29 protein-coding genes are annotated in these 26,448 nt (G+C 68.9%); 16 read left to right on the forward strand and 13 right to left on the reverse strand.

Translation table 11 applies throughout. The features are described 5' to 3' along the window. Positions 1–341: 341 nt before the first annotated feature. On the reverse strand, positions 342–998 hold the full coding sequence (gene yihA, locus LMJ29_RS11175; RefSeq protein WP_229605591.1) for a ribosome biogenesis GTP-binding protein YihA/YsxC: 657 nt from the start codon (positions 996–998) through the stop codon (positions 342–344). Positions 999–1,223: 225 nt separating this feature from the next. Between yihA and LMJ29_RS11180 the strand changes: the two genes are divergently transcribed. From LMJ29_RS11180 to LMJ29_RS11205, 6 genes are all read left to right on the forward strand, one after another. Next, the gene (locus tag LMJ29_RS11180) at positions 1,224–1,514 is read left to right on the forward strand and encodes a c-type cytochrome (RefSeq protein ID WP_229605592.1); all 291 of its coding nucleotides are present in this window, start codon (positions 1,224–1,226) and stop codon (positions 1,512–1,514) included. Between the two features lie 38 nt (positions 1,515–1,552). Further along, on the forward strand, positions 1,553–2,158 hold the full coding sequence (locus LMJ29_RS11185) for a c-type cytochrome (RefSeq protein WP_229605593.1): 606 nt from the start codon (positions 1,553–1,555) through the stop codon (positions 2,156–2,158). 147 nt (positions 2,159–2,305) lie between these two features. Further along, positions 2,306–2,941 carry a thiol:disulfide interchange protein DsbA/DsbL gene (locus LMJ29_RS11190; RefSeq protein ID WP_229605594.1) on the forward strand — a complete coding sequence of 212 codons (636 nt, stop codon included), beginning with the start codon at positions 2,306–2,308 and terminating at the stop codon, positions 2,939–2,941. Positions 2,942–2,947: 6 nt separating this feature from the next. Then, positions 2,948–3,796: an endonuclease/exonuclease/phosphatase family protein gene (locus LMJ29_RS11195; RefSeq protein WP_229605595.1), complete on the forward strand. Its 849-nt coding sequence runs from the start codon at positions 2,948–2,950 to the stop codon at positions 3,794–3,796. 65 nt (positions 3,797–3,861) lie between these two features. Beyond that, on the forward strand, positions 3,862–4,638 hold the full coding sequence (locus LMJ29_RS11200; protein ID WP_229605596.1) for an N-acetylmuramoyl-L-alanine amidase: 777 nt from the start codon (positions 3,862–3,864) through the stop codon (positions 4,636–4,638). A gap of 30 nt (positions 4,639–4,668) precedes the next feature. Beyond that, a complete protein-coding gene (locus LMJ29_RS11205; RefSeq protein WP_229605597.1) occupies positions 4,669–5,361 on the forward strand; it encodes a cytochrome b/b6 domain-containing protein in 693 nt (230 codons plus the stop codon). Positions 5,362–5,502: 141 nt separating this feature from the next. Here LMJ29_RS11205 and LMJ29_RS11210 read toward each other — a convergent pair whose 3' ends face one another. The 3 genes from LMJ29_RS11210 to LMJ29_RS11220 form a co-directional block, all read right to left on the reverse strand. Further along, the gene (locus LMJ29_RS11210) at positions 5,503–5,973 is read right to left on the reverse strand and encodes a c-type cytochrome (RefSeq protein ID WP_229605598.1); all 471 of its coding nucleotides are present in this window, start codon (positions 5,971–5,973) and stop codon (positions 5,503–5,505) included. Positions 5,974–6,078: 105 nt separating this feature from the next. Then, positions 6,079–6,495 carry a YeeE/YedE family protein gene (locus tag LMJ29_RS11215; RefSeq protein ID WP_229605599.1) on the reverse strand — a complete coding sequence of 139 codons (417 nt, stop codon included), beginning with the start codon at positions 6,493–6,495 and terminating at the stop codon, positions 6,079–6,081. A gap of 2 nt (positions 6,496–6,497) precedes the next feature. Beyond that, positions 6,498–6,932 carry a YeeE/YedE family protein gene (locus LMJ29_RS11220; protein ID WP_229605600.1) on the reverse strand — a complete coding sequence of 145 codons (435 nt, stop codon included), beginning with the start codon at positions 6,930–6,932 and terminating at the stop codon, positions 6,498–6,500. Positions 6,933–7,493: 561 nt separating this feature from the next. Between LMJ29_RS11220 and LMJ29_RS11225 the strand changes: the two genes are divergently transcribed. The 9 genes from LMJ29_RS11225 to LMJ29_RS11265 all read left to right on the forward strand — a co-directional run bounded on the left by LMJ29_RS11225 (position 7,494) and on the right by LMJ29_RS11265 (position 16,938). After that, positions 7,494–8,618, forward strand: a complete 1,125-nt coding sequence (locus LMJ29_RS11225; protein ID WP_229605601.1) for a Re/Si-specific NAD(P)(+) transhydrogenase subunit alpha — start codon at positions 7,494–7,496, stop codon at positions 8,616–8,618. A gap of 27 nt (positions 8,619–8,645) precedes the next feature. Then, positions 8,646–8,960: an NAD(P) transhydrogenase subunit alpha gene (locus tag LMJ29_RS11230; protein ID WP_041506114.1), complete on the forward strand. Its 315-nt coding sequence runs from the start codon at positions 8,646–8,648 to the stop codon at positions 8,958–8,960. A gap of 1 nt (position 8,961) precedes the next feature. Continuing rightward, positions 8,962–10,398 carry an NAD(P)(+) transhydrogenase (Re/Si-specific) subunit beta gene (locus LMJ29_RS11235; RefSeq protein ID WP_229605602.1) on the forward strand — a complete coding sequence of 479 codons (1,437 nt, stop codon included), beginning with the start codon at positions 8,962–8,964 and terminating at the stop codon, positions 10,396–10,398. Between the two features lie 188 nt (positions 10,399–10,586). Beyond that, positions 10,587–12,092 (forward strand): acetyl-CoA hydrolase/transferase family protein, encoded by a 1,506-nt coding sequence (locus tag LMJ29_RS11240; RefSeq protein ID WP_229605603.1) that lies wholly within the window; start codon positions 10,587–10,589, stop codon positions 12,090–12,092. Positions 12,093–12,293: 201 nt separating this feature from the next. Further along, positions 12,294–12,611 (forward strand): DUF2388 domain-containing protein, encoded by a 318-nt coding sequence (locus tag LMJ29_RS11245; protein WP_229605604.1) that lies wholly within the window; start codon positions 12,294–12,296, stop codon positions 12,609–12,611. A 122-nt stretch (positions 12,612–12,733) separates the two neighbouring features. After that, the gene (locus LMJ29_RS11250) at positions 12,734–13,051 is read left to right on the forward strand and encodes a DUF2388 domain-containing protein (RefSeq protein ID WP_229605605.1); all 318 of its coding nucleotides are present in this window, start codon (positions 12,734–12,736) and stop codon (positions 13,049–13,051) included. Next, positions 13,051–15,030 carry a DUF7844 domain-containing protein gene (locus LMJ29_RS11255; protein ID WP_229605734.1) on the forward strand — a complete coding sequence of 660 codons (1,980 nt, stop codon included), beginning with the start codon at positions 13,051–13,053 and terminating at the stop codon, positions 15,028–15,030. Before LMJ29_RS11250 ends, LMJ29_RS11255 begins: the two co-directional genes overlap by 1 nt. 110 nt (positions 15,031–15,140) lie before the next feature. Further along, the gene (locus LMJ29_RS11260; protein ID WP_229605606.1) at positions 15,141–16,046 is read left to right on the forward strand and encodes an AEC family transporter; all 906 of its coding nucleotides are present in this window, start codon (positions 15,141–15,143) and stop codon (positions 16,044–16,046) included. Positions 16,047–16,059: 13 nt separating this feature from the next. Then, positions 16,060–16,938, forward strand: a complete 879-nt coding sequence (locus LMJ29_RS11265; RefSeq protein ID WP_229605607.1) for an alpha/beta fold hydrolase — start codon at positions 16,060–16,062, stop codon at positions 16,936–16,938. Between the two features lie 13 nt (positions 16,939–16,951). Here the strand turns inward: LMJ29_RS11265 and LMJ29_RS11270 are convergent, their stop codons facing one another. The 4 genes from LMJ29_RS11270 to LMJ29_RS11285 all read right to left on the reverse strand — a co-directional run bounded on the left by LMJ29_RS11270 (position 16,952) and on the right by LMJ29_RS11285 (position 21,229). Next, positions 16,952–17,365 (reverse strand): DUF3301 domain-containing protein, encoded by a 414-nt coding sequence (locus tag LMJ29_RS11270; protein WP_229605608.1) that lies wholly within the window; start codon positions 17,363–17,365, stop codon positions 16,952–16,954. 52 nt (positions 17,366–17,417) lie between these two features. Beyond that, entirely contained in the window at positions 17,418–17,900 is a 483-nt protein-coding gene (locus tag LMJ29_RS11275) for an acyl-CoA thioesterase (RefSeq protein WP_229605609.1), read from the reverse strand. 343 nt (positions 17,901–18,243) lie between these two features. Continuing rightward, the gene (locus LMJ29_RS11280) at positions 18,244–19,638 is read right to left on the reverse strand and encodes a glutamine synthetase family protein (protein WP_229605610.1); all 1,395 of its coding nucleotides are present in this window, start codon (positions 19,636–19,638) and stop codon (positions 18,244–18,246) included. Between the two features lie 196 nt (positions 19,639–19,834). Continuing rightward, positions 19,835–21,229, reverse strand: coding sequence for an aspartate aminotransferase family protein (locus tag LMJ29_RS11285; RefSeq protein WP_229605611.1), 1,395 nt, complete (start codon positions 21,227–21,229; stop codon positions 19,835–19,837). A 180-nt stretch (positions 21,230–21,409) separates the two neighbouring features. Between LMJ29_RS11285 and pbpG the strand changes: the two genes are divergently transcribed. After that, complete coding sequence (pbpG, locus tag LMJ29_RS11290) at positions 21,410–22,390, forward strand: D-alanyl-D-alanine endopeptidase (protein WP_229605612.1); 981 nt, start codon at positions 21,410–21,412, stop codon at positions 22,388–22,390. A gap of 61 nt (positions 22,391–22,451) precedes the next feature. On the opposite strand, the gene LMJ29_RS11295 is transcribed toward pbpG, so the two are convergent. From LMJ29_RS11295 to LMJ29_RS11315, 5 genes are all read right to left on the reverse strand, one after another. Beyond that, positions 22,452–22,697: a GlsB/YeaQ/YmgE family stress response membrane protein gene (locus LMJ29_RS11295; protein WP_229605613.1), complete on the reverse strand. Its 246-nt coding sequence runs from the start codon at positions 22,695–22,697 to the stop codon at positions 22,452–22,454. Positions 22,698–22,919: 222 nt separating this feature from the next. After that, positions 22,920–24,002 (reverse strand): 5-(carboxyamino)imidazole ribonucleotide synthase, encoded by a 1,083-nt coding sequence (locus LMJ29_RS11300; RefSeq protein ID WP_229605614.1) that lies wholly within the window; start codon positions 24,000–24,002, stop codon positions 22,920–22,922. A gap of 11 nt (positions 24,003–24,013) precedes the next feature. Then, positions 24,014–24,505 (reverse strand): 5-(carboxyamino)imidazole ribonucleotide mutase, encoded by a 492-nt coding sequence (gene purE / locus LMJ29_RS11305; protein ID WP_229605615.1) that lies wholly within the window; start codon positions 24,503–24,505, stop codon positions 24,014–24,016. Positions 24,506–24,757: 252 nt separating this feature from the next. Then, positions 24,758–24,916 carry a DUF2256 domain-containing protein gene (locus LMJ29_RS11310; RefSeq protein WP_229605616.1) on the reverse strand — a complete coding sequence of 53 codons (159 nt, stop codon included), beginning with the start codon at positions 24,914–24,916 and terminating at the stop codon, positions 24,758–24,760. Continuing rightward, the gene (locus LMJ29_RS11315) at positions 24,913–26,448 is read right to left on the reverse strand and encodes a cryptochrome/photolyase family protein (protein ID WP_229605617.1); all 1,536 of its coding nucleotides are present in this window, start codon (positions 26,446–26,448) and stop codon (positions 24,913–24,915) included. Before LMJ29_RS11315 ends, LMJ29_RS11310 begins: the two co-directional genes overlap by 4 nt.

Here is a 26,448-nt window from a genome sequence, read left to right on the forward strand (position 1 = left end):
CCTGTCCACGACCTGCTGCGCGTCGGCCATGCTGCGTTGAAATCGGTTTCGGAATGCTCATTTGCACCAGCAAACTCCGCTTCCTCAACCGATTTCGCCTTGCCTGGCTCTAGCTCGCGAGATCGTGAACAGACTCTGAAACCTGTCAGCCGACCGACGGTCGAACTTTACCCGCGGGGGAGCGGTCAACTGTTTCGAGAGGTTGGCAGACCCCTCGAGGGGATCGCAGTTGCGAGATCCTGTGCGGCAGTAATGCCGGTTCGCCCCGTCCTGGCGTCCGGCTCATGAACCGACCTTTCACCCCCCTATGGAAAGGTCGGTTTTTTTTGCCTGCGAAAACCTCAGGCCGACTGGCCGTCCGCCGCTTGCTCGTCCTCTTCCTCGAGCAGACCCGTCCAGGCCGCCAGCACCGCCTGCGCCTCCTCGACGCCCTGACGCTTGGGAGCGGAGAACAGCTGCACGCTGGCCACCTCGCCCCAGCCCTGACGGATCTCCTTCTGCACCTTGAGCAGGGCGTTCTTGGCCGCGCCGAAGGTGAGCTTGTCGGCCTTGGTGAGCAGGATGTGCATGGGCAGGCAGCTGGCCTTGGCCCAGTCGAGCATCAGCAGGTCGAATTCGGTGAGCGGGTGACGGATGTCCATCAGCAGGATCACCCCGACCAGCGATTCGCGGCTGCCCAGGTAGGCCTCCAGGTGACGCTGCCAATGCTGCTTGAGCGGAATCGGCACCTTGGCGTAGCCGTAGCCGGGCAGGTCGACCAGGCGGCGCTCGTCGTCGAGGCGGAAGAAGTTGAGCAGCTGGGTACGCCCCGGCGTCTTCGAGGTACGCGCCAGGCGGGCGTGGGTCAGGGTGTTCATCGCACTGGACTTGCCGGCGTTGGAGCGCCCGGCGAAGGCCACTTCGTAACCTTCGTCCGGCGGGCACTGGTCGACCCGCGCGGCACTCTTGATGAAGGCGGCCTGCTGACACAGACCGAGGATGGGATTCTTGACGGACATGGCGTGGGCCTGTTGTGCGCCTGCGCCGGAAACGCGTTGCAGGCTGGTACTGGAGTGGGCTGCGACCAAGTGTCGCGCGCGGCGGTTCCGTTTCCGTTTTTACGTCGCCTGTATATAATGCCACGGTTTTTGTGTGCGCTTTGCATTCACACAATTGGTGTCCATGTGGACGGACCCTGCCAGCCGAGTGTCGGGCCGTTTCCCCCCTGATGAAAGAGGTCGACCATGAAGAAACTGCTGCTTGCTGTGTCGCTCGTCGCTGCCGCTGCCTCCGCCCAGGCTACCCAGGAACCGGAAGCGGTCTTCAACAAGGCCTGCACGGCTTGCCACAACGGCCAGCTGCCGATGGCCCCGAAGAAAGGCGACGCCGCCGCCTGGCAACCGCGCCTGGCACAGGGCATGGATACCCTGGTGAAGCACGTCACCGAAGGTTTCAACGCCATGCCGCCGCGCGGCATGTGCATGGACTGCACCGCCGAAGACTACAAAGCCACCATCGAATGGATGAGCAAGTAATCCCCCCTTTCCCCCCTTTGCCGTAGTTGGATTAGCTGATGAACAAACTACTCGTGAGTCTGCTGTTGACCCTGGGCGTGACCGGCCTGGCCCAGGCCGCCGGTGATGCCACCGCTGGACAAACCAAGGCAGCCGTCTGCGGCGCCTGCCACGGTCCCGACGGCAACAGCGCGGCGCCGACCTTCCCGAAACTGGCCGGTCAGGGCGAGCGCTATCTGCTCAAGCAGCTGAAAGACATCAAGAGTGGTGCCCGCCCGGTAGTACCGATGACCGGCCTGCTGGACAACCTGAGCGATCAGGACCTGGCCGACCTGTCCGCCTACTTCGCCAGCCAGAAGGGCAGCGTCGGCGCTGCCGATCCCAAGCTGGTCGAACGCGGCGAAGCGCTGTTCCGCGGCGGCAAGGTGGAAGACGGCATGCCGGCCTGCACCGGTTGCCACTCCCCGGACGGCAGCGGCAACGCCGCCGCCGGCTTCCCGAAACTGGGCGGCCAGCATGCCCAGTACGTGGCCACCCAGCTGACCAACTTCCGCGAAGGCGTGCGTACCAACGACGGCGACACCATGATCATGCGCGCCATCGCCGCCAAGCTGAGCAACAAGGACATCGAAGCGCTGTCCAGCTACATCCAGGGCCTGCACTAAGCACCCCGGCAGTAGCCTGCAACACAAAAAGGGTGGCCACGGCCGCCCTTTTTTTTGCCCGTCTGCCCTACAATCGCGGGGAACGGCGCGGCTCCGCCGGCGTCGAACTGCCATCCAGCCCCATTTCTCCCAGTTCAGGAGTCAAGCATGCGTAACCTGATTCTCTCGGCCGTGCTGGCCGGCGTCAGCCTGTTCGGAGCCACCGCCAGCGTCCACGCCGAGGACATCCAGGCCGGCAAGCAATACGTTGAACTGACCAGTCCGGTGCCGGTCGCCCAGCCCGGCAAGATCGAGGTGGTCGAACTGTTCTGGTATGGCTGCCCGCACTGCTACCAGTTCGAGCCGACCATCAAGCCGTGGGCCGAGAAGCTGCCGGAGGACGTCCACTTCGTGCGCATCCCGGCCATGTTCGGCGGCCTGTGGAACATCCATGGCCAGATGTTCCTGACCCTCGAGGCGATGGGCGTGGAGGCCAAGGTGCACGACGCGGTGTTCGCCGCCATCCACCGCGAGGGCAAGAAGCTCGCCACCGCCGAGGAGCAGGCCGAATTCCTCGCCGCCCAGGGCGTCGACAAGGCCACCTACCTGAGCACCTTCAATTCCTTCGCGGTGAAGGGCCAGATGGAGAAGGCCAAGAAGCTGGCCATGGCCTACCAGATCACCGGCGTACCGGTGCTGGTGGTCAACGGCAAGTACCGCTTCGATCTCAGCAGCGCCGGCGGTCCGGAGGGAGCCCTCAAGGTCGCCGACCATCTGATCGCCAAGGAACGTCCCGCTCAGTAAGCGACCATGCTGCGGCGCTGGATCACCCCGCGCGCGCCCGGCATCCGGGCCGCGCAGCGCAACCCGCAGGCCGGCGGCGGCGAGCTGGGCGAGTGCCTGCGCCTGCTCAGCTTCAACATCCAGGTGGGCATCAGCACCCGCCGCTACCACCACTACCTGACCCGCAGCTGGCAGCACTTGCTGCCGCACCGCGAGCGCACGGTCAACCTGCAGCAGATCGGCCGCCTGCTCGGCGACTTCGACTTGGTCGCCCTGCAGGAGGTGGATGGCGGCAGCCTGCGCTCCGACTACGTCAACCAGGTCGAGCACCTCGCCCAGCTCGGCGCCTTCCCCTACTGGTACCAGCAGCTCAACCGCGACCTCGGCCCGCTGGCCCAGCACAGCAACGGCGTACTCAGCCGACTGCGCCCGAGCCATCTGGAAGACCACCCGCTGCCCGGCCCGCGCGGGCGCGGCGCCATCCTGCTGCGATTCGGCGAAGGCAGCGAGGCGCTGGCGGTGGTGGTCATGCACCTGGCCCTCGGCGCGCGCGCGCGCACCCGCCAGCTCGCCTATATCCGCGAGCTGATCGCCGACTACCGCCATCTGGTGCTGATGGGCGACATGAACACCCACGCCGAGGAGCTGCTGGACAATTCGCCATTGCGCGACCTCGGCCTGGTCGCCCCGCAGACCTGCGCCACCTACCCGAGCTGGCGGCCGCAGCGCTGCATCGACCACATCCTGCTCAGCCCACAGCTGACCCTCGAACGCATGCGGGTGCTGGACGCGCCGATCTCCGACCACCTGCCGGTGGCGGTGGACATCCGCCTGCCCGCCGGGCTGCATCCGCCGCGCCTGCCGGAGCGCAGCTAGGCGGCCTGAGGCCCGCCCGCGTTCGATGCTATGCTGCCCATCCTGCCTGCCAATCGTTGTCCGCCATGAAGACCCTGCCCCTGCTGGCCCTCGCCCTGCTGCTCGCCGGCTGCGCCGGCGGCCTGCGCATCGACGACAGCTTCCGCTCCCGCGACCAGAGCAGCCGGGTCGAGCAGATCGTCATCCACTACACCTCCAGCGACCTCGACGACTCACTGAAGACCCTCACCGGCGGCGGGGTCAGCGCCCACTACCTGCTGCCGGCCGACGGCGCGCGCATCTATCGCCTGGTCGACGAGGAGCGCCGCGCCTGGCACGCCGGCGACAGCCAGTGGCGCGGGCGCACCTGGCTGAACGCCAGCTCGATCGGCATCGAACTGGTCAACCCCGGCTACCAGGACACCGCGGACGGGCGCCACTGGCAGCCCTATGCGCAGACGCAGATCGATCGCCTGATCGTCCTACTCAAGGATCTGCAGAGCCGCCATGGCGTGATGCCGGTCAACATCGTCGGCCACAGCGACATCGCCCCGCAGCGCAAGGTCGACCCCGGCCCGCTGTTCCCCTGGCACCAACTCGCCGCCGCCGGGCTGATTCCCTGGCCGACCGCCGCCGCCGTGCAGGACAGCCTGCGCCAGCTCGACGGCCGCGTGCCGGAGGTGAACTGGTTCCAGCGCCAGCTCGCGCGCGCCGGCTACGCCGTGCCGCAGCATGGCGAGCTGGATGAGGCGACCCGCAACGTGATCGCCGCCTTCCAGATGAAGTACCGGCCCCAGCGTTACGACGGCCAGCCCGACCTGCACACCGCAGCCCTGCTGCTGGCCCTGCCGGCGGCCGACTGATCCGCCGCGATACCCCGCCAAGGAGCGTTCATGACCCTGCACATCCGCGTCTGGGACCTGCCCACCCGCCTGTACCACTGGAGCCTGGCGCTGTCCGTGGTCGGTGCGCTGCTCACCGGCTGGAGCGGCGGCAACTGGATGGTCTGGCACGGCCGCCTCGGCCTGTTCATCGCCGGCCTGCTGGCCTTCCGCCTGGCCTGGGGCGTGCTCGGCTCCACCTACGTGCGCTTCGGCCAGGTGCTGCACCTGCCGCAGAGTCTGCCGGCCTACCTGCGCGGCGAATGGCACGGCGGCGGACACAACCCGCTGGGCTGGCTGTCGGTGCTGGCCATGCTCGCCGCCCTCGGCTTCCAGGTGGTCAGCGGCCTGGTGGCCAGCGACGACATCGCCTTCAGCGGTCCGCTGTACTACGTGGTCGATTCGGCGATCAGCGGCCCCCTGACCAGCCTGCATCGCCAAGGCCTGTGGCTGCTGCTGGCGCTGGTGCTCCTGCACCTCGCCGCATTGGTCTTCTACCGTCTGGTCCACGGCGAAAACCTGGCCGGGGCCATGCTCCACGGTCGCCGCAAGGTGCCGGCCGAACGACCGATCGCACCGGCCAGCGGCGGCAGCCTGCCGGCGCTGCTGGTCGCCCTGGCCTTCGCCGCCGCCGTGGTGTGGGCGGCCAACGGCAGCTGGATCCCGGAACCCCCGCCGCCGGCGCAGAGCGCGCCGGCCTGGTAAGACGGCAACAAAAAGGGCGACCGGTGGGTCGCCCTTTTCATGCAAGGCAAACGGCCATGTGGCCCTGTGAAAGCGTCGCGAGGACAAGTCAGCCACTTTCTAACGCGGCATGATCGAGCGCAGCAGCTTTCACATGGGCTATCAGTCCATGCGGAACTTGTCGTGGCAGCCCTTGCAGCTCTTGCCCACCTCTCCGAAGGCCTGGGCGATGGCCGCCTTGTCGCCACCGGCGGCGACCTTGGCCAGGTTGTTGGCGGCCTGGTTGAAGGCGATGGCCACCTTGGCGACCTCCTCCTTCTGGGCGAAGAACTCCGCCTTGACCCGGGTCTTCTCCTTGCCCACCGACTTCTCGGTACCCGGACCGTACAGCGCGCCCATGCCGGAGTTGGCGATGGCGGCGATGGCGTTGGCGGCGGCGGCCACCTGCGCCTGGTCATAGGGCACCGAACCCTCGACCACCTGCGCCTTGATCTTGCCCATGTTCCAGGCCATGAAGCTGTAGCCGGCCTTGCGGTACTCGATCTGGTCCTCCGGGCTGACCTGGGCTACGGTCAGGCCGGCGACGCCGGTCAGCAGCAGGCCGGCAGCGGCGGCGATCAGTTTGCTCTTCATCGGGTTTTCTTCCTATCCATAGAGAATTGGCGTACGTACTCCGACCCGCAGGCCGGCGAAGGCTCTAGAGTAGCCGTTTCATCGACCCACGGGATGCCGTGCAGTTCATGCGCGGCGGCTTGCGTAGCCGCGATACAGGCCCATGCCGATCAGCATGGCGACGAAGAACGGCAGGATGGCGGCGTTGCCGCTGCCCAGCAGCACCAGCGCCGGCCCCGGACAGATGCCGGCGATGCCCCAGCCGATACCGAACAGCAGACTGCCGATCACCAGCGCAGGGTCCGGCTCGCGCTTGCTCGGCAGCTGCATCGGGCAGCCGGTCAGTGCCTGTGTGCGCCGCCTGGCCAGGGCGAAGGGCAGCAGCGCCGTGCCGATGCCGCCGCCCATCACCAGCGCCAGCGAGGGATCCCAGTTGCCGGCCAGATCGAGAAAGGCCAGCACCTTGGCCGGATTGGCCATCCCGGCCAGCAGCAGGCCGAAACCGAACAGGAGGCCGGCGAACAATGCGGTCAGACGCGCCATGGTCAGACTCCCAACAGGTGACGGACGACGAACACGGTGGCGAAGCCGCTGGCCATGAAGCACAGGGTGGCCACCAGCGAACGCGGCGACAGCCGCGACAGGCCGCATACGCCGTGGCCGCTGGTGCAGCCGGAGCCCAGGCGCGCGCCGAAGCCGACCAGCAGGCCGGCCAGCAGCAGGCCCGGCACGCCGGCCTGTATCTCGATCGTCGGCAATGCGGCGATCGCCTGCCACAACCAGGGCGCCAGCAGCAGGCCGAAGACGAACAACAGACTGTACAGGCGGCCGCTGGCGCGCGGCTCGAGCAGGCTGCCGAGCAGACCGCTGATCCCCGCGATGCGCCCGTTGGCCAGCACGAACAGCCCGGCGGCCAGACCGATGAGGATGCCGCCGGCCAAGGCGCTCCAGGGAGTGAAATGGGCCCAGTCGATGGTCATGGATGCTCCTTCGCGCAGAATGCCGGTACGGGGTAGGGATGGTCGCAGGGCCACGGGACTGGGGCTGCGCCAGGGAGGGTGTATGCCGTCACAGCGCCGCACGCCGAGCGGCCGAGCGGCGACACGGGCGGCGCGCGGATGTTCAGGGCCACCCTCCGCCGCCACCGTTGCGCTCGCCCTCCGCCAGCGGACAGCGCAAGAGCAGGCGATTCGGACTGACCACACTCTTCGGCAGCCGGCCGCGCCCCGCCGCGCAGAACGCCGGGGCGAGAGGTCGTCGCACCTCACACCCAAACACTTATCCTAAAAACAATATATACAAATATATTATGTTCGCCAAATAACCTCTCGCCGCCTGCTACTTTAGGCGCAAATCACCAATGCCTTAGTCCAAAGTCGACTTGCAATTATCGTCTCAATTCCATTCGAAACGATTGAACCCCTGGCGAATCCCCCTGCACAATGCTGTCACTGCCCCGCCCCGGCGTATCGCGCCCTCTGCCAGAGCAACTGGCGTCCTGCGGAGCTCCCGATAACAACAACGCTAGTGGAGATTTGCCCGTGCAGATCGGTATACCCCTCGAAACCCACGCCGGTGAAACCCGCGTGGCCGCCACGCCGGAAACGGTGAAGAAACTCGTCGGCCAGGGCCATACGGTCGTCGTCCAGGCCGGCGCCGGCATCGCCGCCAGCCTGCCGGACGATGCCTATGTCGCCGCCGGCGCACGCATCGGCACCGCCAGCGAGGCCTTCGGCGCCGAGCTGGTGCTCAAGGTCGTCGCCCCCGATGAGGCCGAACTGGCCCTGATGCAGCCCGGCGCCGTGCTGGTCGGCATGCTCAACCCGTTCGACAACGCCAACCTCTCGCGCATGACCGAGCGCGGCATCACCGCCTTCGCCCTCGAGGCCGCCCCGCGCACCTCGCGCGCGCAAAGCCTCGACGTCTTGTCCTCGCAGGCCAATATCGCCGGCTACAAGGCGGTGATGCTCGCCGCCAACCACTATCCGCGCTTCATGCCGATGCTGATGACCGCCGCCGGCACCGTGAAGGCCGCCCGCGTGCTGGTGCTCGGCGCCGGGGTGGCCGGCCTGCAGGCGATCGCCACCGCCAAGCGCCTGGGCGCGGTGATCGAGGCTTCCGACGTGCGTCCGGCGGTCAAGGAGCAGATCGAATCCTTGGGCGCCAAGTTCGTCGACGTGCCGTTCGAAACGGATGAAGAGCGCGAGTGCGCCCAGGGCGTGGGCGGCTACGCCCGGCCCATGCCGGCGTCGTGGATGGAACGTCAGGCCAAGGCCGTGCACGAGAAGGCCAGGCAGGCCGATATCGTGATCACCACCGCGCTGATCCCCGGGCGCCAGGCGCCGACCCTGCTGCACGCGGCCACCGTCGCCGAGATGAAGCCCGGTTCGGTGATCATCGACCTGGCCGCCGCCCAGGGCGGCAACTGCCCGCTGACCGAGGTCGACCGGGTGGTGGTCAAGCACGGCGTGACCATCGTCGGCCACAGCAACCTGCCGGCGCTGGTGCCGGCCGACGCCTCGGCCCTCTATGCGCGCAATCTGCTGGACTTCCTCAAGCTGGTCCTCGACAAGGACGGCCGCTTCCAGCTCAACCGCGAGGACGACATCGTCGCCGCCTGCCTGATGTGCGAGGGCGGCCAGCTGGTCCGTCGCAACGCCGCCTGATTGCTTCCCGATTACAAGGATAAAACCATGGACCCGATCTCCGACGGTCTCTACAACCTGATCATCTTCGTGCTGGCGATCTACGTCGGCTACCACGTGGTGTGGAACGTCACCCCCGCCCTGCACACCCCGCTGATGGCGGTGACCAACGCCATCTCCGCCATCGTCATCGTCGGCGCCATGCTGGCCGCCGCGCTGACCGAAACCGGCCTGGGCAAGACCATGGGCACCCTGGCCGTGGCGCTGGCCGCGGTCAACGTGTTCGGCGGCTTCCTGGTCACCCGGCGCATGCTGGAAATGTTCAAGAAGAAAGACAAGCCGGCCAAGGCGGAGGCGCACTGAGATGAGCATGAACCTGATCACCGCCCTCTACCTGGTGGCGTCCATCTGCTTCATCCAGGCGCTCAAGGGGCTTTCCCATCCCACCAGCTCGCGCCGCGGCAACGCCTTCGGCATGGCTGGCATGGCGATCGCCGTGTGCACCACCGTCGCGCTGATCTACAAGCTCGGCGCGCAGATGGGCGAAGGCGCCGGCATCGGCTACGTGCTGCTCGGCCTGCTGGTCGGCGGTAGCGCCGGCACCGTGATGGCCAAGCGCGTGGAAATGACCAAGATGCCCGAGCTGGTCGCCTTCATGCACAGCATGATCGGCCTGGCCGCGGTCTTTATCGCCATCGCCGCGGTCGTGGAGCCGCAGTCGCTGGGTATCGTCGCCGCCCTGGGCGATGCCATCCCCGCCGGCAACCGCCTGGAGCTGTTCCTCGGCGCGGCCATCGGCGCGATCACCTTCTCCGGTTCGGTGATCGCCTTCGGCAAGCTGTCCGGCAAATACAAGTTCCGCCTGTTCCAGGGCGCGCCGGTGACCTTCGCCGGCCAGCACTGGCTGAACCTGGCGGTGGGCCTGGCCATCGTCGGCCTGGGTCTGGCCTTCACCTTCACGGGTAATCTGACTGCGTTCGCCGTGCTGGTGGCGCTGGCCTTCGTGATCGGCGTGCTGATCATCATCCCGATCGGCGGCGCCGACATGCCGGTGGTGGTCTCGATGCTCAACTCGTATTCGGGCTGGGCGGCGGCCGGGATCGGCTTCTCGCTCAACAACTCGATGCTGATCGTGGCAGGCTCCCTGGTGGGCTCTTCGGGTGCGATCCTCTCCTACATCATGTGCAAGGCGATGAACCGCTCGTTCTTCAACGTGATCCTCGGCGGCTTCGGCGCCGAAGCCGGCGCGACCGTCGCCGGTTCCCAGGAGCAGCGTCCGGTGAAGAGCGGCTCGGCGGACGACGCCGCGTTCCTGCTCGGCAACGCCGACAGCGTGATCATCGTCCCGGGCTATGGTCTCGCCGTGGCCCGCGCCCAGCACGCGCTGATGGAGCTGACCGAAAAGCTGACCCACCGCGGGGTGACCGTGAAGTACGCCATCCACCCGGTGGCCGGCCGGATGCCGGGGCATATGAACGTGCTGCTGGCCGAGGCCGAGGTGCCCTACGAGCAGGTGTTCGAGATGGAGGACATCAACCCCGAGTTCGGCCAGGCCGACGTGGTGCTGGTGCTGGGCGCCAACGACGTGGTCAACCCCTCGGCGAAGACCGATCCGAAGTCGCCGATCGCCGGCATGCCGATCCTCGACGCGTACAAGGCGCGTACGGTGATCGTCAACAAGCGTTCGATGGCCAGCGGCTACGCCGGTCTCGACAACGAGCTGTTCTACATGGACAAGACCATGATGGTGTTCGGCGACGCCAAGAAGGTGGTCGAGGACATGGTCAAGGCCGTCGAATAAGCCGACGAAATGCCGGGAAAACAGCCACTTCCGCTGGTCGGAAGTGGCTGTTTCTGCGGCAAAAGGTCGCTACCCCTTGCAAAAACCACTCAGCGCATTACGACCTTAGTATTAAAGGCGTAGCGATGGCGAATCCTTAGACTCGGCGCACTGTGTTCGTCCCAGGCCGTATCCAAAGGAACCGCTCAATGTCCCAGTACCCTGATCGTATTCGTCTGCAGTCCCTGACCGACAAAATCACCACCGCAGCCGAAGCTGCCAAACTGGTCAAGAACGGCATGACCGTCGGCATGAGCGGCTTCACCCGCGCCGGCGAAGCCAAGGCCCTGCCGGTCGCCCTCGCCGAGCGCGCCCGCAGCGAAGAGCTGAAGATCACCCTGATCACCGGCGCCAGCCTGGGCAACGATCTGGACAAACTGATGGCCGAGTCCGGCCTGCTCGCCCGCCGCATGCCCTTCCAGTCCGACGCCGGCCTGCGCAAGGCGATCAACACCGGCGAGGTGATGTTCATCGACCAGCACCTGTCCGACACCGCCGAACAACTGCGCGGCGGCAGCCTGAAGCCGGTCGACGTGGCGATCATCGAAGCCTGCGCCATCACCGAAGAAGGCGGCATCGTGCCGACCACCTCGGTGGGCAACTCCGCCACCTTCGGCGCCACCGCCGACGTGGTCATCGTCGAGCTGAACCTGGCCCACCCGCTGGCCCTGGAAGGCCTGCACGACATCTACTTCCCCGAGAAGCGCCCGAACCGCAAGCCGATCCCGCTGGAGTCCTCCGACCAGCGCATCGGTCTGCCGTACATCCCGGTCGACCCGGCCAAGATCGCCGCCATCGTCATCACCGACCAGGAAGACTCCTACTCCAACGTCCTGCCGCCGGATGACGAGACTCAGGCCATCGCCAACCACCTGATCGCCTTCCTCGAGAAGGAAGTGGCCGCCGGGCACATGACCAACAGCCTGCTGCCGCTGCAGGCCGGCGTCGGCACCATCGCCAACGCCGTGATGAACGGCCTGCTGAAGTCCAACTTCAGCGGCCTGAGCATGTACTCCGAGGTGCTGCAGGACTCCACCTTCGAGCTGTTCGACGCCGGCAAGCTGGACTTCGCCTCGGGTTGCTCGTTCACCCTGTCCGAGAAGATGTGCCACCACGTGCTGGCCAACCTGGACGACTACAAGGACCGCCTGGTGCTGCGTCCGCAGGAGCTGTCCAACCATCCGGAGATCGTCCGTCGCCTCGGCATCATCGGCATCAACACCGCGCTGGAATTCGACATCTACGGCAACGTGAACTCCACCCACGTCAACGGCACCCACATGATGAACGGCCTCGGCGGCTCGGGCGACTTCACCCGCAACGCTCACCTGGCCATCTTCGTCACCAAGTCCGTGGCCAAGGGCGGCGCCATCTCCAGCGTCGTGCCGATGACCCCGCACGTCGACCACAACGAGCACGACGTCGACATCCTGGTCACCGAGATCGGCCTGGCCGACCTGCGTGGCCTGGCGCCGCGCGAGCGCGCCCAAGTGATCATCAACAACTGCGTGCACCCGGACTTCCGCCCGGCCATGCAGGACTACTTCGACCGCGCCTGCGCCACCGTCGGCGGCCAGACCCCGCACATCCTCGGCGAAGCCTTCTCCTGGCACCTCAACATGCAGAAGACCGGCCACATGCTGAACAAGCAGTGATCGGCGCCCGCTGAGGCCCAGACCGCTGCAGCACTGCGCCGCCTTCGGGCGGCGCAGTCGTTTCCGCCCCCCGCCGTTGCCTGGGCCGCCGCTTTGCGGCAGGCTTGCCGAACGTGCCGCCCGCACGCCGGTCGCCGCGCCGCGAACCCGCCGCCGTCGCGACTGTCCATATCATTGACTCATCGCGCACAGGACTTGCCCATGCCCCGTTTCTCCCTTCTCGTCGGCGCCGGCCTGCTGGCCCTGACCACCCACGCCTCCGCCACCAGCTTCGTCGTCACCACCGACACCCTCGGTAGCCTGACCGCCAACGCCAGCGAAAGCACCAGCGACATTTCCTCCTCGTTCGACGACGACAAGATCGTCCTCGCCGCCCGCGAGGACGCCGCCAGCTTCGTCGCCAGCGACGGCGCGATCCGCGGTGCCCGTCTGGAAGCCGCCCTGCGCCATATCCGCCAGCAGGCCCCGCAGGTGCAGGGCGACGACCTGCAACTGGCCCGCGCCATCCTCACCCTCTGAGCCAGGCGACCGGAGGCGGCCCGGCAACGCCGCCCCGGTCACGCCACGCCGCCGCGCAACTGGCACGAACTCTTGTGAATCAATACATTACGCGCCTCGTTCACCCTCACTGGAGATTCGCCATGCGTCGTTCCCTGCTCGCCGCCACCCTCGTCCTGCTCGCCGCCGGCAGCGCCCAGGCCCAGACCCTGGTCGCCACCAGCAACATCGTCGTCCGCGCCCTGGAGCGCAGCTTCGACTTCACCTCCGACACCACCACCTCGGTGCGCGACATGAAGGTGGTGCAGGCCGCCCGCGACGACGCCGCCAGCTTCGTCGCCAGCGAGGGCGCGATCCGCGGCGCCCAGCTGGAAGCCGCCCTGCGCGTGGTGCGCGAGCGCGTGCCGCAGGCCCAGGCCGCCAGCGACGCCGAACTGGCGCAGGCGCTGCTCGCCCTGTGATGAACTGGCGGGCGGCGCTGGGCGGCCTCGCCCTGCTGCTGGGCCTTGTCGCCCTCCCCGGCGGCGCCCAGGCCGCACCTGCCGCCCCCGCCGGCCTGCGTCTGGAACTGCAGGCCGCCGACCTGTCCGCCGCCGAACGCCAGGCCAGCCAGGCGCTGCTCCTTGAGGCGCTCGCCGCCCTGCCGCCGCGCCTGCGCCAGCGTCTCGACCGCACGGTGGCGGTGCGCTGGAGCGACACGCTGCCCGCCGAGGTCTACGGCCGCCTCGACCGCCGCGACGCCTTCCTGCTCAACGCCCGCCTGCTGCCCGCGCTGGCCGACGGCAGCGCCGCGCGCACGACGACCGGACGCCCGCACGGCACCCTGCGCCGCGAGCTGCTCGCCACCCTGCTCCACGAGCTGACCCACCTGTACGACCGCGACCGCGCCTGGCCGGCGGACGAGGCGCGCCTGATCCGCCGCTGCCGCCAGCAGGCAGCCGGCCAGGGCGCGGTCGGCCTGCCGGGCGAATGCCGCGGGCAGACCGAGCGCCGCTTCACCCTTTCCGACAGCCCGCGCCTGCTCGACCTGGCCGGCTGGGCGCAGCGCGTCGGCCGGCGCGGCGCGCGCGAGACCGGCAACCCGCAGGAGCAGCGCAGCCCGGACGCCTACGAGCTGAGCAATCCGCGCGAGTTCGTCGCGGTGAACATGGAGTACTTCCTGCTCGACCCCGCCTACGCCTGCCGCCGCCCGGCGCTGTATCGCCACCTGCGCGAGCACTTCGCCTGGGCGCCGCCGGCCGCACCCTGCGCCGGCGAGCTGGCCTACCTCAACGCCGGCAGCGACTTCGCCCGCCAGCCGCTGGGACGCCTCGACCCCGAGCGCATCTACGCGGTCGACTACCTGTTCGCCGAGGCCAACGACAACTGGGTCAGCCGCTGGGGCCACAGCATGCTGCGCCTGGTGGTGTGCGCCCCGGGCCGGCCGCGCGGCCCCGATTGCCGCCTGGACCTCGACCAGCACCTGGTGCTGTCCTACCGCGCCTTCGTCGGCGACGTGCAGCTGTCCAGCTGGGACGGCCTGACCGGCGCCTACCCCTCGCGGCTGTTCATCCTGCCGCTCGGCCAGGTGATCGACGAATACACCAAGACCGAGCTGCGCAGCCTGGCCTCGTTGCCGCTCAAGCTCACCCGCCGCCAGGTGCGCGAACTGGCCGAGCACGCCGCCGAACTGCACTGGAGCCACGACGGCGACTACTGGTTCCTCAGCAACAACTGCGCGGTGGAGACCCTCAAGCTGCTCAGAAGCGGCAGCCACGACCCGCGCCTCGCCGACCTCGACAGCCTCACCCCCAGCGGCCTGCTCGAACTGCTGGAAGCGCGCGGCCTAGCCGATCGCAGCGTGCTCGCCGATCCGCGCGAGGCGTTGCGCCTGGGCTACCGCTTCGACTCCTTCCGCGAGCGCTACCAGGCGATGTTCGCCATCGCCCGCGAGCGCCTGAGGTTGCCGCAGCAGACGGTGGAGGACTGGCTGCGTCTGCCGGCCAGCACGCGTCGCCAGCACTTCACCGCCGCCGACCTGCGCGCCAGCGCCGCCCTGCTGCTGCTCGAGCAGGCCGCCCGCCGCCGCCAGCTGCAATTGGCCCAGGACGATCTCAAGCAGGCCTACCTCGGCCGCCGTGATCGCGGCCTGGACAACGCCGCCGCCGACCGCACCCTCGAACAGCTGCTGGCGGGCAGCGGCTTCCTCAGCCGCCCCGCCGAGCTGCTCGATGGCGGCTACGGCCTGCCGCAGCAGGGCGAATGGCAGCGCCTGGAGCAGGAGAGCGGCCAGCGCCAGGCGCAGCTGCGCCAGCTCAGCGACCAGCTCGACAACCAGCTGCTCGCCCTGCTCGAGCCCGAGCGGCGCCGCGAGCTGGACGACAGCGAGGCCAATATCAAGGCGCTCGGCCGGCAGCTGCGCGAACTGCACCGCGCCGGCGGCGGCCTGCAGCTGCCCTGAATCGCTGCAACGCACCGGCGGCGCCCTGCCGTGCGACCACGCCGGCCGTTTGCCGGTAGACTGGCGGACATCCCCGCCCGGCGGCGACGCCGCCCCGCAACGGAGCTGCCATGTCGTCCCTGCTGCTCGCCCTCTGGCCGCTGTTCGCGCTGATCGTCGCCGGCTACCTGCTGCACCGCGTCGACTTCCCCGGCGCGGCCTTCTGGCCCGGCGCCGAACGCCTCAACTACTTCCTGCTGTTCCCCGCCCTGCTGCTCGGCAGCCTGGCCGGCGCGCCGCTGGCCAACCCGGCGCTGCCGCGCCTGGCGCTGGCGGTGCTGCTCGGCCTGGCCGCCGGCTGGCTGGCGCTGCTCGCCCTGCGCCACTGGCGCGGCTGGCCGGCGGCGCGCTTCGGCGCCATCGCCCAAGGTGCGCTGCGCTTCAACACCTACCTGGGCCTGGCCGCCGTGGGCAGCCTGTACGGCCAGGAGGGGCTGAGCGTGGCGGCGCTGATGCTCGCCCTGCTGGTGCCGGCGGTGAACCTGCTGTCGGTGTGGGCACTGAGCGCCGAGCAGGGCCTGGGCGCGCGCGCCCTGCTGCTGCCGATGGTGCGCAACCCGCTGATCCTCGCCTGCCTGGGCGGGGTGCTGATCAACCTGTCCGGTTTCGGCCTGCCTGGCGGCAGTGAGCGCCTGCTCGATCTGCTCGGTGCCGCCAGCCTGCCGCTGGGCCTGCTCTGCGTCGGCGCCGCGCTGCGCCCGCAGGAGCTGCGCGGCGAGGCGCCGACGCTGCTCGGCAACAGCCTGGCGCGCCTGCTGCTGATGCCGCTGCTGGCCCTCGCCGTGGCCCGCCTGCTGGCTCTGCCGGCCATGGAAAGCACCCTGCTGGTGCTGTTCTTCGCCCTGCCGACCGCGCCCAGCGCCTACGTGCTGACTCGCCAGCTCGGCGGCGACAGCCACCTGATGGCCGGCATCATCACCCTGCAGACCCTGCTCGCCGCCCTCAGCCTGCCGCTGCTGCTGGCCGCGCTGGCCTGAACGGAGTCCCCGCATGCACCTGCTGCCCTGGTCCCATCCCAGCTCCGCCGGCTTCACCCTGCGCGGCTGGCACAGCGAGCCCTCGGGCAAGCCGCTGCTGCACTTCCTGCACGGCAACGGCTTCTGCGGACGCACCTACGAGCCGCTGCTGCGCCAGCTGAGCCGCGATTTCGACCTCTGGCTGTGCGACGTGCAGGGCCACGGCGACAGCGACCATGGCGGCCGCTTCCACGGCTGGAATCGCAGCGCCGCCTTGGCGGTGGAGGCCTTCGCGGCCGGCCGCGGGCGCTTCGGCGCGGTGCCGCGCCTGGCCTGCGGGCACAGTTTCGGCGGGGTACTGACCAGCCTGATCCTCGCCAGCGAGCCTGCGCTGTTCCAGCGCGCGGCGCTGCTCGACCCGGTACTGTTTCCGCCGACGATGATCGGCGTGATGGCGCTGTCCGAGCTGCTCGGCCTACAGGAACGCCGCCAGCTGGTGCGCCGCGCGCGCGAGCGGCGCAACCACTGGCCGGACCGCGCCGCGGCCCGTGCCGGCCTGCACGAGCGCGGCATCTTCCGCGGCTGGAGCGACGCGGCGCTGCACGCCTACGTCGAGCACGCGCTGCGCGCCGTGGCGGACGGCGTGGAGCTCAAATGCCGGCCGAGCCGCGAGGCGGAGATCTTCGCCTCCTACCCGCGCCGCCTGTGGCGCGCGCTGGCGCAGGTGGCCACGCCGACCCTGGTGCTGCACGGCATGGACAGCTATCCCTTCGTCGGCCAGGGCGTGGCGCGCTGGTGTGCGATCAACCATCGGATCAGCGCTCGGCGGGTGGCCGGCGGCCACTGCTTTATGCAGGAAGAGGAAACGGACTGCGCCGCGCGGCTGCGCGACTGGCTGCTCGACGGCCGCTGAACGGGCCGGGGGATCAGTGCCCCTGCGGAGGATGGCGGCGGCGCCACTCCTCCATCTGCACCACCCGCCCGGCGGCGTCGAGGGAGGCGACTTCCTCGGCGTCCGCGCGCTCGCGGAACGGGTGCGGCGCCAGCTCGATATGCGCCGGGGTGCGGCCGAGCAGCAGCAGCCGCCCGGAGTGGCGTTGCTCGCCGGTGACGGTGAACTCGAAGGCGTACTCGCGCGCCAGGCGCAGGCGACCGCTGCGATCACGCAGCAGGCGCAGGCGGCGGAAGGCGACGTTGTCGTCGAGCAGCAGCACGTCCTCGCGCAGGCAGGCCTGGCGCACCAGGCGCAGGGCATGCTCGTGGATGCCGTGGGCGTGCCACAGCCAGGCGCAGACACCGCCGGCCAGCAGCAGCGCGGCCAGTTCGCCGAGGGTCAGCATGCGCTCTCCGCCAGGCGCGGGAGCGGAGGGCGCAGTTGCATGGCCGGCCGTCTCAATCGTGACCCATGATCGCCTGGTAGCGCTCTTCCAGCTCGCGACGGATCGCCCGGCGCTGTTCGGCCTGGGCGAAACGGCGCTTCTGCTCGGCGGTTTCCGGCTTGAGCGGCGGTACCGGCACCGACTTGCCATGGCCGTCGACCGCCACCATGGTGAAGTAGCAGCTGTTGGTGTGGCGTACCGACTGGTTGCGGATGTCTTCGGTGATCACCTTGATACCGATCTCCATCGAAGTACTGCCGGTGAAGTTGACCGAGGCGAGGAAGGTGACCAGCTCGCCGACGTGGATGGGCTGGCGGAAGATTACCTGATCGACCGACAGGGTGACCACGTAGCGACCGGCATAGCGGCTGGCGCAGGCATAGGCGACTTCATCGAGGTACTTGAGCAGGGTGCCGCCATGGACGTTGCCGGAAAAGTTGGCCTTGTCCGGGGTCATCAGGACGGTCATGGTCAGCTGCGCATTGCCGGATTGCATGGGTATTTCAGGCTCTTCGGGAGGAGGGGTGCCCTACTTTAGTCGAATGCGGCCCGGCTGTGTCGACCAATTTAGCCCGCCGCCCAGGCCGCGCACGGCGCGGGCTGCCGCGGTTTTGCCGGTCCCGGAAAGCCATGCGACGAACAGGCGACCATCGCCCGCGAACCTGCGACCAAATGTCGCGTTTCGAAATTTTTTGAAAATATCGACTACGCGCCATGGTCAACGATCATCCGCCAGGCGGCAAGACCTTTACGTGGAACGCAACGATGCACGGCGGCGTGCGGACCGGCTGCGCGCCGCCACGCCGCCGGCAACCCGGGCGGCGCGGCGCACGACGGGCTCAGGCGTGGCCCAGATACCAGCGCCAGTCCTGCTCGCCGACCTCGCCCATGAACTGGCGGTACTCCTCTTGCTTGATCGCCAGATAGACGCGGTGGAAGTCCGCACCGAGGGCATCGCGCACCCACTCCGACTGCTCCAGCGTGCGCAGGGCGGTCAGCCAGTCGGTCGGCAGCACCTCGCGCGCCTGTGCGTAGCCGTTGCCCTCGATGGGCGCGCCGGGGTCGAGCCGTTCGCGCAGGCCACGGTGGATGCCGGCCAGCAGCAGGGCGGCGGCCAGGTACGGATTGGCGTCGGCACCGCAGATGCGGTGCTCGACGTGGCGGCTGGCCGCCGGGCCGCCCGGCACGCGCAGCGACACGGTGCGGTTGTTGACCCCCCAGCTTTTCGCCAGCGGCGCGTAGCTGTTGGCCTGGAAGCGGCGGAACGAGTTGGCGTTGGGGCAGAACACCGCGAGGCCGTCCTCGATGGTCTCCAGCAGACCGCCGATGGCCTGGCGCAACAAGGGCGTGCCGCCCCCGGCGGCGGAGCCGCCGGCAAGATCGTCGACTTCGCTGGCGAACAGGTTGTTGCCGGCCTCGTCGGCCAGGCTGACGTGCATGTGCAGGCCGCTGCCGGCCAGCTCGCCGAACGGCTTGGCCATAAAGCAGGCCTGCAGGCCGTGCTTGTTGGCCACCCCGCGCACCAGACGCTTGTAGCGCACCGCCTCGTCCATCGCCTGCAGGGCGTCCGTGCGGTGCTCGAGGGTGATCTCCACCTGGCCGGGCGCGTACTCGGAGATCGCCGTGCGCGCCGGCAGGCCCTGGGCGGCGCAGGCGGCGTAGAGGTCGTCGAGGAACGGCGCCAGCTGCTCCAGCTCGAGCACGCCGTAGACCTGCGGCGCCTGCGGGCGCACGCCGTTGGCCTGGCGCGCCGGCTGCGGACGGCCCGCGGCGTCGCGGTCCCGGTCGAGCAGGTAGAACTCCAGTTCGGCGGCCATCACCGGATGGTAGCCGTCGGCCTGCAGCCGTTCGATCTGCCGCGCCAGCACGTGGCGCGAATCGGCGACGCTGGCCGGCAGGCCCTGCTCGGGATGCATGGACACCTGCACCTGGGCGGTCGGCGTGGCGCGCCAGCTCTGCAGCCTGAGGCTGCCGGGCAGCGGGAAGGCCCAGCAGTCGGCGTCGGCGACCTCCCAGACCAGGCCGGTGGCGTCGACGTCCTCGCCGCGGATGGTCAGGCCGAGGATGCTGCTCGGCAGCGGCCGGCCGCTCTGGTAGACGGCGCGCAATTCCTCGCGGCGCAGCAGCTTGCCGCGCGGCACGCCGCAGGGGTCGATGATGAACAGCTCGATGGTGTGGACGTCGGGATGGGCGGCGAGGAAGGCGTCGACTTCCTGGAGATCGGCGAAGCGCATGGGGGAATCCTGTTGGCATGAACCTGGGAGTTGCCACGCATGCGTGGCAACCGGGCAAACGAACGCGCCACGGCAGCCGTCTGAAGCCGGTTTCCCTCCTGTCGGGACGAATACCTTCGCCCCTGCAGGGGATTGGCCGGGCTGCCGGGCTCGCTCAGCGCCCGGGCGCGATGCCGGAAGGATACAGGGCCACGGCTCAGGCCTCCCGCGCGCCGGGGATGGCCAGCAGCTCGGCGAGCGCCTCGTCGAGACAGGCGAGCAGGCGGTCGACGTCGGCCGCGCGGGTGTCCGGGCAGCACAGGGTCATGTTGTGGAAGGGAGTGATGAGGATGCCGCGGTTGATCAGGAAGAGGTGCAGGGCCATCTGCAGGCTGTCGTGGAAGGCCGCCTCGGCCTCGGCGCCGTTCTTCGGCGGCGTGGCGCAGAACTGGAACTCGCAGCGCGCGCCCAGTTCGGTCACCGACCAGGGCAGGCGGTGCTTGCCGATCAGCGTGCGCAGGCCGGCGGCCAGGCGCGCCGCCTGCGCCAGCATGTGCTCGTAGGCCGCGGCGGTCATCACCTGCTCGAGGTTGGCGCGCATGCAGTGCATGGCCAGGGCGTTGGCCGACAGGGTGGTGCCCATGCCGCTGTGGCCGTGACCGTGATTCATCTCGCTGGCGTGCTGGCGGGCCAACTGCATGGCCTGGGCCATCTCCGCGCTGCAGCCGTACACCGAGCAGGGCACGCCGCCGGCGACCGGCTTGCCGAGGGTGACGAAGTCCGGCTCGAGGTTCCAGGCCCGGGTGCAGCCGCCGGGTCCGGTGGAAATGGTGTGGGTCTCGTCGATGATCAGCAGGCTGCCGACGCGCCGGGTCAGCTCGCGCACCGCGGCCAGGAAGCCGGGCTCGGGCAGCACCATGCCGATGTTGGTCATCGCAGGCTCGCACAGCACCGCGGCGACGTCGCCCGGCGCCAGCGCCGCCTCCAGCGCCGCCAGATCGTTGAACGGCACCGCGCGGCTGTGCTGGGTGAGGTTGCGCGCCTGGCCGATCAGCCCCGGACGGTGCACGGTATGCCCCTCGCGGACGCGCACCATGGCCTCGTCGACGGTGCCGTGATAGCAGCCGTCGAACACCAGGATCACCTTGCGCCCGGTGATCGCTCGCGCCCAGCGCAGCACGAAGCGGTTGGCGTCGGTGGCGGTGGTCGCCACCTGCCAGTAGGGCAGGCCGAAGCGCTCGGCGAGCAGCTCGCCGCACACCACCGCGTCCTCGCCGGGCAGCATGGTGGTCAGGCCGTTGCCGGCCTGCTCGCGCAGGGCGCTGGCGATCGGCGCCGGCGAATGGCCGAACATGCTGCCGGTATCACCCAGGCAGAAGTCGACGTATTCGTGGCCGTCGACGTCGAAGAAGCGCGCGCCCTGGGCGCGTTGGACGAACAGCGGCACGGGCGTCGACCAGTCGCTCATCCAGTGCATCGGCACGCCGCCGAACAGCGAATGCCGGGCCCGCTCGGCCAGGGCCAGGGAACGCGGGTTGCGCTCGGCGAAGCGTTGACGCTCGCGCTCGCGCAGGACTTCCACTGCTTTCTCGGCGATACCGCTGGAGTGCATGTCGAACACCTCGTTGATTTTTTCGCACATCGTTAGGGAAGCGCCAAGGAAAAGTCAATGCGGGGAAAAGGCGTGCGACAAAAGGCGGCGAATCCCTCACAATGCGCGCCTGATCACTATACTGCACTCACGTTTCCCCGTTTTTTCCATCCATATCATGCGAAGTAATCAGCCATGCGTATGAAATTTCGTTTTTCGATAATAGGCTTGGTGCTGTCGTGTGCATGCCTTTCCCTGAGCCCGTTTGCCGGTGCCGCGCAGCCGGCCCAAGTGGCCCACGTGGCGCAGGCAGCCAAAATCGTTCCGGCCACCCCGGCGCTGCCCGCCAGCCCCGATCCGGCCAAACTGCACCTGGCCGCCAGCAGCGCCATGGTGGTCGACCTCAATAGCGACCAGGTGCTGTTTTCCAGCTTTCCCGACGCCGTGGTGCCGATCGCCTCGATCAGCAAGCTGATGACCGCGGTGGTGACCCTCGACGCCAACCTGCCGATGGACGAGGTGATCCCGGTGACCATCCGCGACACCCGCGAGCTGCGCGGGGTGTATTCGCGGGTACGGGTCAACAGCCATATCAGCCGCCGGGAGATGCTGCGCCTGGCCCTGATGTCGTCGGAGAACCGCGCCGCCTCGGCGCTGGCGCACAACTACCCGGGCGGCCATGCCCGCTTCGTCGCGGCGATGAACGCCAAGGCCAAGGCTCTGGGCATGACCCGCACCCGCTTCGTCGAGCCCACCGGCCTCTCCGAGCTGAACGTTTCCACCGCCCGCGACCTGGTGCGCCTGCTCAAGGCCGCCCGCCAGTACCCGGCGATCACCGAGCTGAGCACCACGCCGAGCAGGACCGCGTACTTCCAGAAACCCAACTATGTGCTGGGCTTCAACAACACCAATCCGCTGACGCGCAATCCCAGCTGGGACATCGAGGTGACCAAGACCGGCTTCATCAACGAGGCCGGCCACTGCCTGGCGATGCTCGCCCGCGTGGATCGGCGCCCGGTGGCCATGGTGCTGCTGGATACCCTCGGCAAGCGCACCCACATCGGCGACGCCACCCGGGTGCGGCAGTGGCTGGAAACCGGCAAGAGTTCGCCGATCCCGGCGGCGGCGCTCTCCCACAAGCAGCGCCGCACCAATCAGCTGCGCCTGGCCAGCCAGCCTTGAACCGGCGGCCCGCGCCGGCAGGGGGCCAGCGCCGTGGCGCTCGCCGCCTGCCGGCGGGGTCTCAGGTTCGTCTCAGAAGGCCGAATATGACCAGGAGGATGACGGCGCCGACCACCGCGCCGATGAAGCCGGCCGCCTGGCCAGCCTGGTAGATGCCCAGCGCCTGGCCGCCGTAGCTGGCCAGCAGCGAGCCGCCGATGCCGAGTAGGATGGTCAGGACCCAGCCCATCGGCTGGTTGCCAGGCATGAGGAAGCGCGCGATCACGCCTACCACCAGGCCAATGAGGATGGTGATGAGGATACCCATATGCAAATCTCCCGCGGGGTGTACCACCTTTTAGCCTAGTTGGTGGTGGCGGGGTCTGCGCGCACGGTCGTCGGAGCGGGAGAAGGATCGCAGGGTGGGTCAGCCGCCACGCGGCATGACCCACCGGGAATGTGGCCAGGCCTCCACCTTGTCGACCGGCCGCTGGCGGGTTACGCCGCAGGACGGCCAACCCACCACGGGGGAGAGGCATCGAGGGCCTTGTCAGGCCCCGATCAGCGCCTCGACGTCCTTGATACGCGCCTGCAGGGTCGCCAGGTCCTCGCAGCGCAGGGTGGCGTGGCCGACCTTGCGCCCGGCCTTGAAGGCCTTGCCGTAGTGGTGCAGGTGGCAGTCGGCGATGGCCACCACTTTTTCGACCGGCGGTACCGAGCCGATGAAGTTGAGCATGGCGCTCTCGCCGACCTTGGCGGTCGAGCCCAGCGGCAGGCCGGCGACTGCGCGCAGGTGGTTCTCGAACTGGCTGCACTCGGCGCCTTCGATGGTCCAGTGCCCGGAGTTGTGCACGCGCGGGGCGATCTCATTGGCCTTCAGGCCGCCGTCGACCTCGAAGAACTCGAAGGCCAGCACGCCGACGTAGTCCAGCTTCTCCAGCACGCGGCCGACGTAGTCCTCGGCCAGCGCCTGCAGCGGGTGGTCGCTGCTGGCCACCGACAGGTTGAGGATGCCGCCCACGTGGGTGTTGTGCACCAGCGGGTAGAAGCGCGTCTCGCCGTCGCGGCCGCGCACCGCCACCAGCGACACCTCGCCGGTGAAGGGCACGAAGCCCTCGAGCAGGCACGGCACGCTGCCCAGCTCGGCGAAGGCACCGACCACGTCGGCAGGCTGGCGCAGCACCTTCTGGCCCTTGCCGTCGTAGCCCAGGGTGCGGGTCTTGAGCACCGCCGGCAGGCCGATGGCGGCCACCGCGGTGTCCAGGTCGGCCTGCGACCGGATGTCGGCGAATTCCGGGGTGGGGATGCCGAGGTCCTTGAACATCGACTTCTCGAACCAGCGGTCGCGGGCGACGCGCAGCGCTTCGGCGGAGGGATATACCGGCACGAACTGGGAGAGGAAGGCCACGGTCTCGGCCGGAACGCTCTCGAACTCGAAGGTCACCAGATCGACTTCGTCGGCCAGCTGGCGCAGGTGATCCTGGTCGCCGTAGTCGGCGCGGATGTGCTCGCCGAGCGCCTGGGCGCAGGCGTCGGGCGCCGGGTCGAGGAAGGCAAAGGACATGCCCAGCGGAGTGCCCGCCAGAGCCAGCATGCGGCCCAGCTGGCCGCCACCGATTACGCCGATCTTCATGGGTGTTCGCCTCAGATGTCGCGGGGGTCCGGGTTCGCCAGCACCGACTCGGTCTGCTGGGTGCGGAATTCCTTGAGCGCCGCGTGGAACTGCGGGTGCTTGCCGCCGAGGATGCTGGCGGCGAGCAGGGCGGCGTTGATCGCGCCGGCCTTGCCGATGGCCAGGGTGGCGACCGGGATGCCGCCGGGCATCTGCACGATGGACAGCAGCGAGTCGACGCCCGACAGCATCGACGACTGCACCGGCACGCCGAGCACCGGCAGGTGGGTCTTGGCCGCGCACATGCCCGGCAGGTGGGCGGCGCCGCCGGCGCCGGCGATGATCACTTCCAGGCCGCGCTCCTCGGCCTGCTCGGCGTACTGGAACAGCAGGTCCGGGGTGCGGTGGGCGGACACCACCTTCACTTCGTGGGGAATGCCGAGCTTTTCCAGGGTGTCGACGGTGTGACTGAGGGTGCTCCAGTCGGATTTGGAGCCCATGATCACGCCTACCAGTGCGCTCATCGTCGTGCCTCTAGTTCTGCGCCGTCCGGCGCGACAAAAACCAACAAGCCACGCCGGGCAACCGCGCGTGGCTTGTCTGCGAATGATCAATGCCGGCCGGATCGCGTGCTCGGCCAGAGAAAGCCGGCAAGTATACCGCAAGGCACCGGCCGCGGGCATACCCGCCCATCATCGGCGCAGGTCGATAGACGCAGCGCGCCTCCTGCATTCCTTGCACATGCAAGGTCTCCCTGAGACGCGCCCCCAGCACGCTCAACGCTCGGGCGCCGCCCGCACGACGCCGCCGCCACGCCGGCAGCGCTCCGAGCAGTAGCGCACCGCGTCCCAGCAGCGCGCCCACTTCCTGCGCCAGGTAAACGGCAAGCCGCAGCGCGCGCAGGTCTTCACCGGCAGCTCGCGCTTCTTCCTCACAGCGCCTCTCCGGCGTCCAGCCTGGCCAGCAGCTGCTCGCCGCGTGTCCACAGCGCCTGCTGTTTCGCCTCGGGCATGCGCGCCAGATTCCGGTAGGCCATGCCCATCCGCGGATTGCCCTGCAGCCGCTCGCGGTGGCGCATCAGGAAGTGCCAGTAGAGCGCATTGAACGGGCAGGCGTCGTCCGTGGTGCTTTCACTCACCCGATACGCGCAGCCGCTGCAGTAGTCGGACATCCGCTTGATGTACTGGCCGCTGGCGCAGTACGGCTTGGAGCCGAGATAGCCACCGTCGGCGTGCAGCACCATGCCCAGGGTGTTGGGCAGCTCCACCCAGTCGAAGGCGTCCATGTACACCGCCAGGTACCAGTCGCACAGCTGGCGCGGCTCGATGCCGGCGAGCAGGGCGAAGTTGCCGGTAACCATCAGCCGCTGGATATGGTGGGCGTAGGCGTGCTCGAGGGTCTGGCCGATGGCCTGGCGCAGGCAGTTCATCCGCGTCGCGCCGCTCCAGTAGAACGCCGGCAGGTCGCGCGTGTTGGCGAAGGCGTTGCGGCTGGCGTAGTCCGGCATCTGCAGCCAGTAGATGCCGCGCACGTACTCGCGCCAGCCGATCAGCTGGCGGATGAAGCCCTCGGCGGCGTTCAGCGCCACCCGCCCTTCTCGGTACGCCGTCTCCACGTCGGCGCACAGGCGGCGCACGTCGAGCAGGCCGACGTTCAGCGCGGCGCTGATCCGCGCATGGAACAGATACGGCTCGCCCACGGCCATCGCATCCTGGTAATCGCCGAAGGCGGCCAGGCCGAAGTCGAGGAAATGCGCCCACAGCTGCTCGGCCTCGGCGTGGGTCACCGGATAGGCGAAGCCCTCCAGCCGCCCGTAGTGATGGGCGAAGCACTCGGCCACCAGCGCCAGCACCTCGCGGGTGATGGCATCCGGCGCGAACTGCGCCGGGATGGCCCCGCGCAGGCCCTTGGGCAGGCTCTTGCGGTTATCGGCATCGAAGTTCCACACGCCGCCCTCGGGCGAGCCGTCGGGGTGCAGCAGCAGGCCGCTCTGGCGGCGCATCTCGCGATAGAAGAACTCCATGCGCAGCTGCTTGCGGCCCTGCGCCCAGCGGGCGAACTCGGCGCGCGAGCAGAGAAAGCGCGTATCGGCGTGCCAGGTGAGCGGCAGGCCGCTGGCCTTGAGCGCCTGCTCCACGCGCCAGTCACCGGCCTCGGTGACGTGGATCTCGGCGGGCCGGTAGCGCGCGGCGAAGCGCGCCAGCTCGCCGGACAGACTGCCGCTGTTGGCCGGATCGTCGAGGCTCACGTAGTCCACCGTCACCCCGCGCCGGCGCAGCGCAGCGGCGAAGTGGCGCATGGCGCTGAACAGGAAGGCGATCTTCTGCGGATGGTGCGGCACGTGGCCGGCCTCCTCGGCCACCTCGGCGAGCAGCACGCGGTCGCGCTGCGGGTCGAGGCCGGCCAGCGAGGCCAGCTCGAAGGACAGCTGGTCGCCGAGGACCAGGCGCAGGGCGTTGATGCTCAT

The sequence above is a fragment of the Pseudomonas oryzagri genome (assembly GCF_020831405.1).
Lineage (GTDB): Bacteria > Pseudomonadota > Gammaproteobacteria > Pseudomonadales > Pseudomonadaceae > Geopseudomonas > Geopseudomonas oryzagri.

Excerpts from the sequence above, each read along its gene's own strand:
- LMJ29_RS11260 (WP_229605606.1), top strand. The coding sequence starts at position 15,141 with ATGTCGTCCCTGCTGCTCGCCCTCTGGCCGCTGTTCGCGCTGATCGTC.
- LMJ29_RS11220 (WP_229605600.1), bottom strand. The coding sequence starts at position 6,932 with ATGACCATCGACTGGGCCCATTTCACTCCCTGGAGCGCCTTGGCCGGC.
- LMJ29_RS11315 (WP_229605617.1), bottom strand. The coding sequence starts at position 26,448 with ATGAGCATCAACGCCCTGCGCCTGGTCCTCGGCGACCAGCTGTCCTTC.
- LMJ29_RS11295 (WP_229605613.1), bottom strand. The coding sequence starts at position 22,697 with ATGGGTATCCTCATCACCATCCTCATTGGCCTGGTGGTAGGCGTGATC.
- LMJ29_RS11255 (WP_229605734.1), top strand. The coding sequence starts at position 13,051 with ATGAACTGGCGGGCGGCGCTGGGCGGCCTCGCCCTGCTGCTGGGCCTT.
- pbpG (WP_229605612.1), top strand. The coding sequence starts at position 21,410 with ATGAAATTTCGTTTTTCGATAATAGGCTTGGTGCTGTCGTGTGCATGC.
- LMJ29_RS11195 (WP_229605595.1), top strand. The coding sequence starts at position 2,948 with ATGCTGCGGCGCTGGATCACCCCGCGCGCGCCCGGCATCCGGGCCGCG.
- LMJ29_RS11245 (WP_229605604.1), top strand. The coding sequence starts at position 12,294 with ATGCCCCGTTTCTCCCTTCTCGTCGGCGCCGGCCTGCTGGCCCTGACC.
- LMJ29_RS11230 (WP_041506114.1), top strand. The coding sequence starts at position 8,646 with ATGGACCCGATCTCCGACGGTCTCTACAACCTGATCATCTTCGTGCTG.
- LMJ29_RS11190 (WP_229605594.1), top strand. The coding sequence starts at position 2,306 with ATGCGTAACCTGATTCTCTCGGCCGTGCTGGCCGGCGTCAGCCTGTTC.
- LMJ29_RS11185 (WP_229605593.1), top strand. The coding sequence starts at position 1,553 with ATGAACAAACTACTCGTGAGTCTGCTGTTGACCCTGGGCGTGACCGGC.
- LMJ29_RS11200 (WP_229605596.1), top strand. The coding sequence starts at position 3,862 with ATGAAGACCCTGCCCCTGCTGGCCCTCGCCCTGCTGCTCGCCGGCTGC.
- LMJ29_RS11275 (WP_229605609.1), bottom strand. The coding sequence starts at position 17,900 with ATGCAATCCGGCAATGCGCAGCTGACCATGACCGTCCTGATGACCCCG.
- LMJ29_RS11270 (WP_229605608.1), bottom strand. The coding sequence starts at position 17,365 with ATGCTGACCCTCGGCGAACTGGCCGCGCTGCTGCTGGCCGGCGGTGTC.
- LMJ29_RS11280 (WP_229605610.1), bottom strand. The coding sequence starts at position 19,638 with ATGCGCTTCGCCGATCTCCAGGAAGTCGACGCCTTCCTCGCCGCCCAT.
- LMJ29_RS11240 (WP_229605603.1), top strand. The coding sequence starts at position 10,587 with ATGTCCCAGTACCCTGATCGTATTCGTCTGCAGTCCCTGACCGACAAA.
- LMJ29_RS11205 (WP_229605597.1), top strand. The coding sequence starts at position 4,669 with ATGACCCTGCACATCCGCGTCTGGGACCTGCCCACCCGCCTGTACCAC.
- LMJ29_RS11300 (WP_229605614.1), bottom strand. The coding sequence starts at position 24,002 with ATGAAGATCGGCGTAATCGGTGGCGGCCAGCTGGGCCGCATGCTGGCT.
- LMJ29_RS11285 (WP_229605611.1), bottom strand. The coding sequence starts at position 21,229 with ATGCACTCCAGCGGTATCGCCGAGAAAGCAGTGGAAGTCCTGCGCGAG.
- yihA (WP_229605591.1), bottom strand. The coding sequence starts at position 998 with ATGTCCGTCAAGAATCCCATCCTCGGTCTGTGTCAGCAGGCCGCCTTC.
- LMJ29_RS11180 (WP_229605592.1), top strand. The coding sequence starts at position 1,224 with ATGAAGAAACTGCTGCTTGCTGTGTCGCTCGTCGCTGCCGCTGCCTCC.
- LMJ29_RS11250 (WP_229605605.1), top strand. The coding sequence starts at position 12,734 with ATGCGTCGTTCCCTGCTCGCCGCCACCCTCGTCCTGCTCGCCGCCGGC.
- LMJ29_RS11265 (WP_229605607.1), top strand. The coding sequence starts at position 16,060 with ATGCACCTGCTGCCCTGGTCCCATCCCAGCTCCGCCGGCTTCACCCTG.
- LMJ29_RS11210 (WP_229605598.1), bottom strand. The coding sequence starts at position 5,973 with ATGAAGAGCAAACTGATCGCCGCCGCTGCCGGCCTGCTGCTGACCGGC.
- LMJ29_RS11215 (WP_229605599.1), bottom strand. The coding sequence starts at position 6,495 with ATGGCGCGTCTGACCGCATTGTTCGCCGGCCTCCTGTTCGGTTTCGGC.
- LMJ29_RS11235 (WP_229605602.1), top strand. The coding sequence starts at position 8,962 with ATGAGCATGAACCTGATCACCGCCCTCTACCTGGTGGCGTCCATCTGC.
- purE (WP_229605615.1), bottom strand. The coding sequence starts at position 24,505 with ATGAGCGCACTGGTAGGCGTGATCATGGGCTCCAAATCCGACTGGAGC.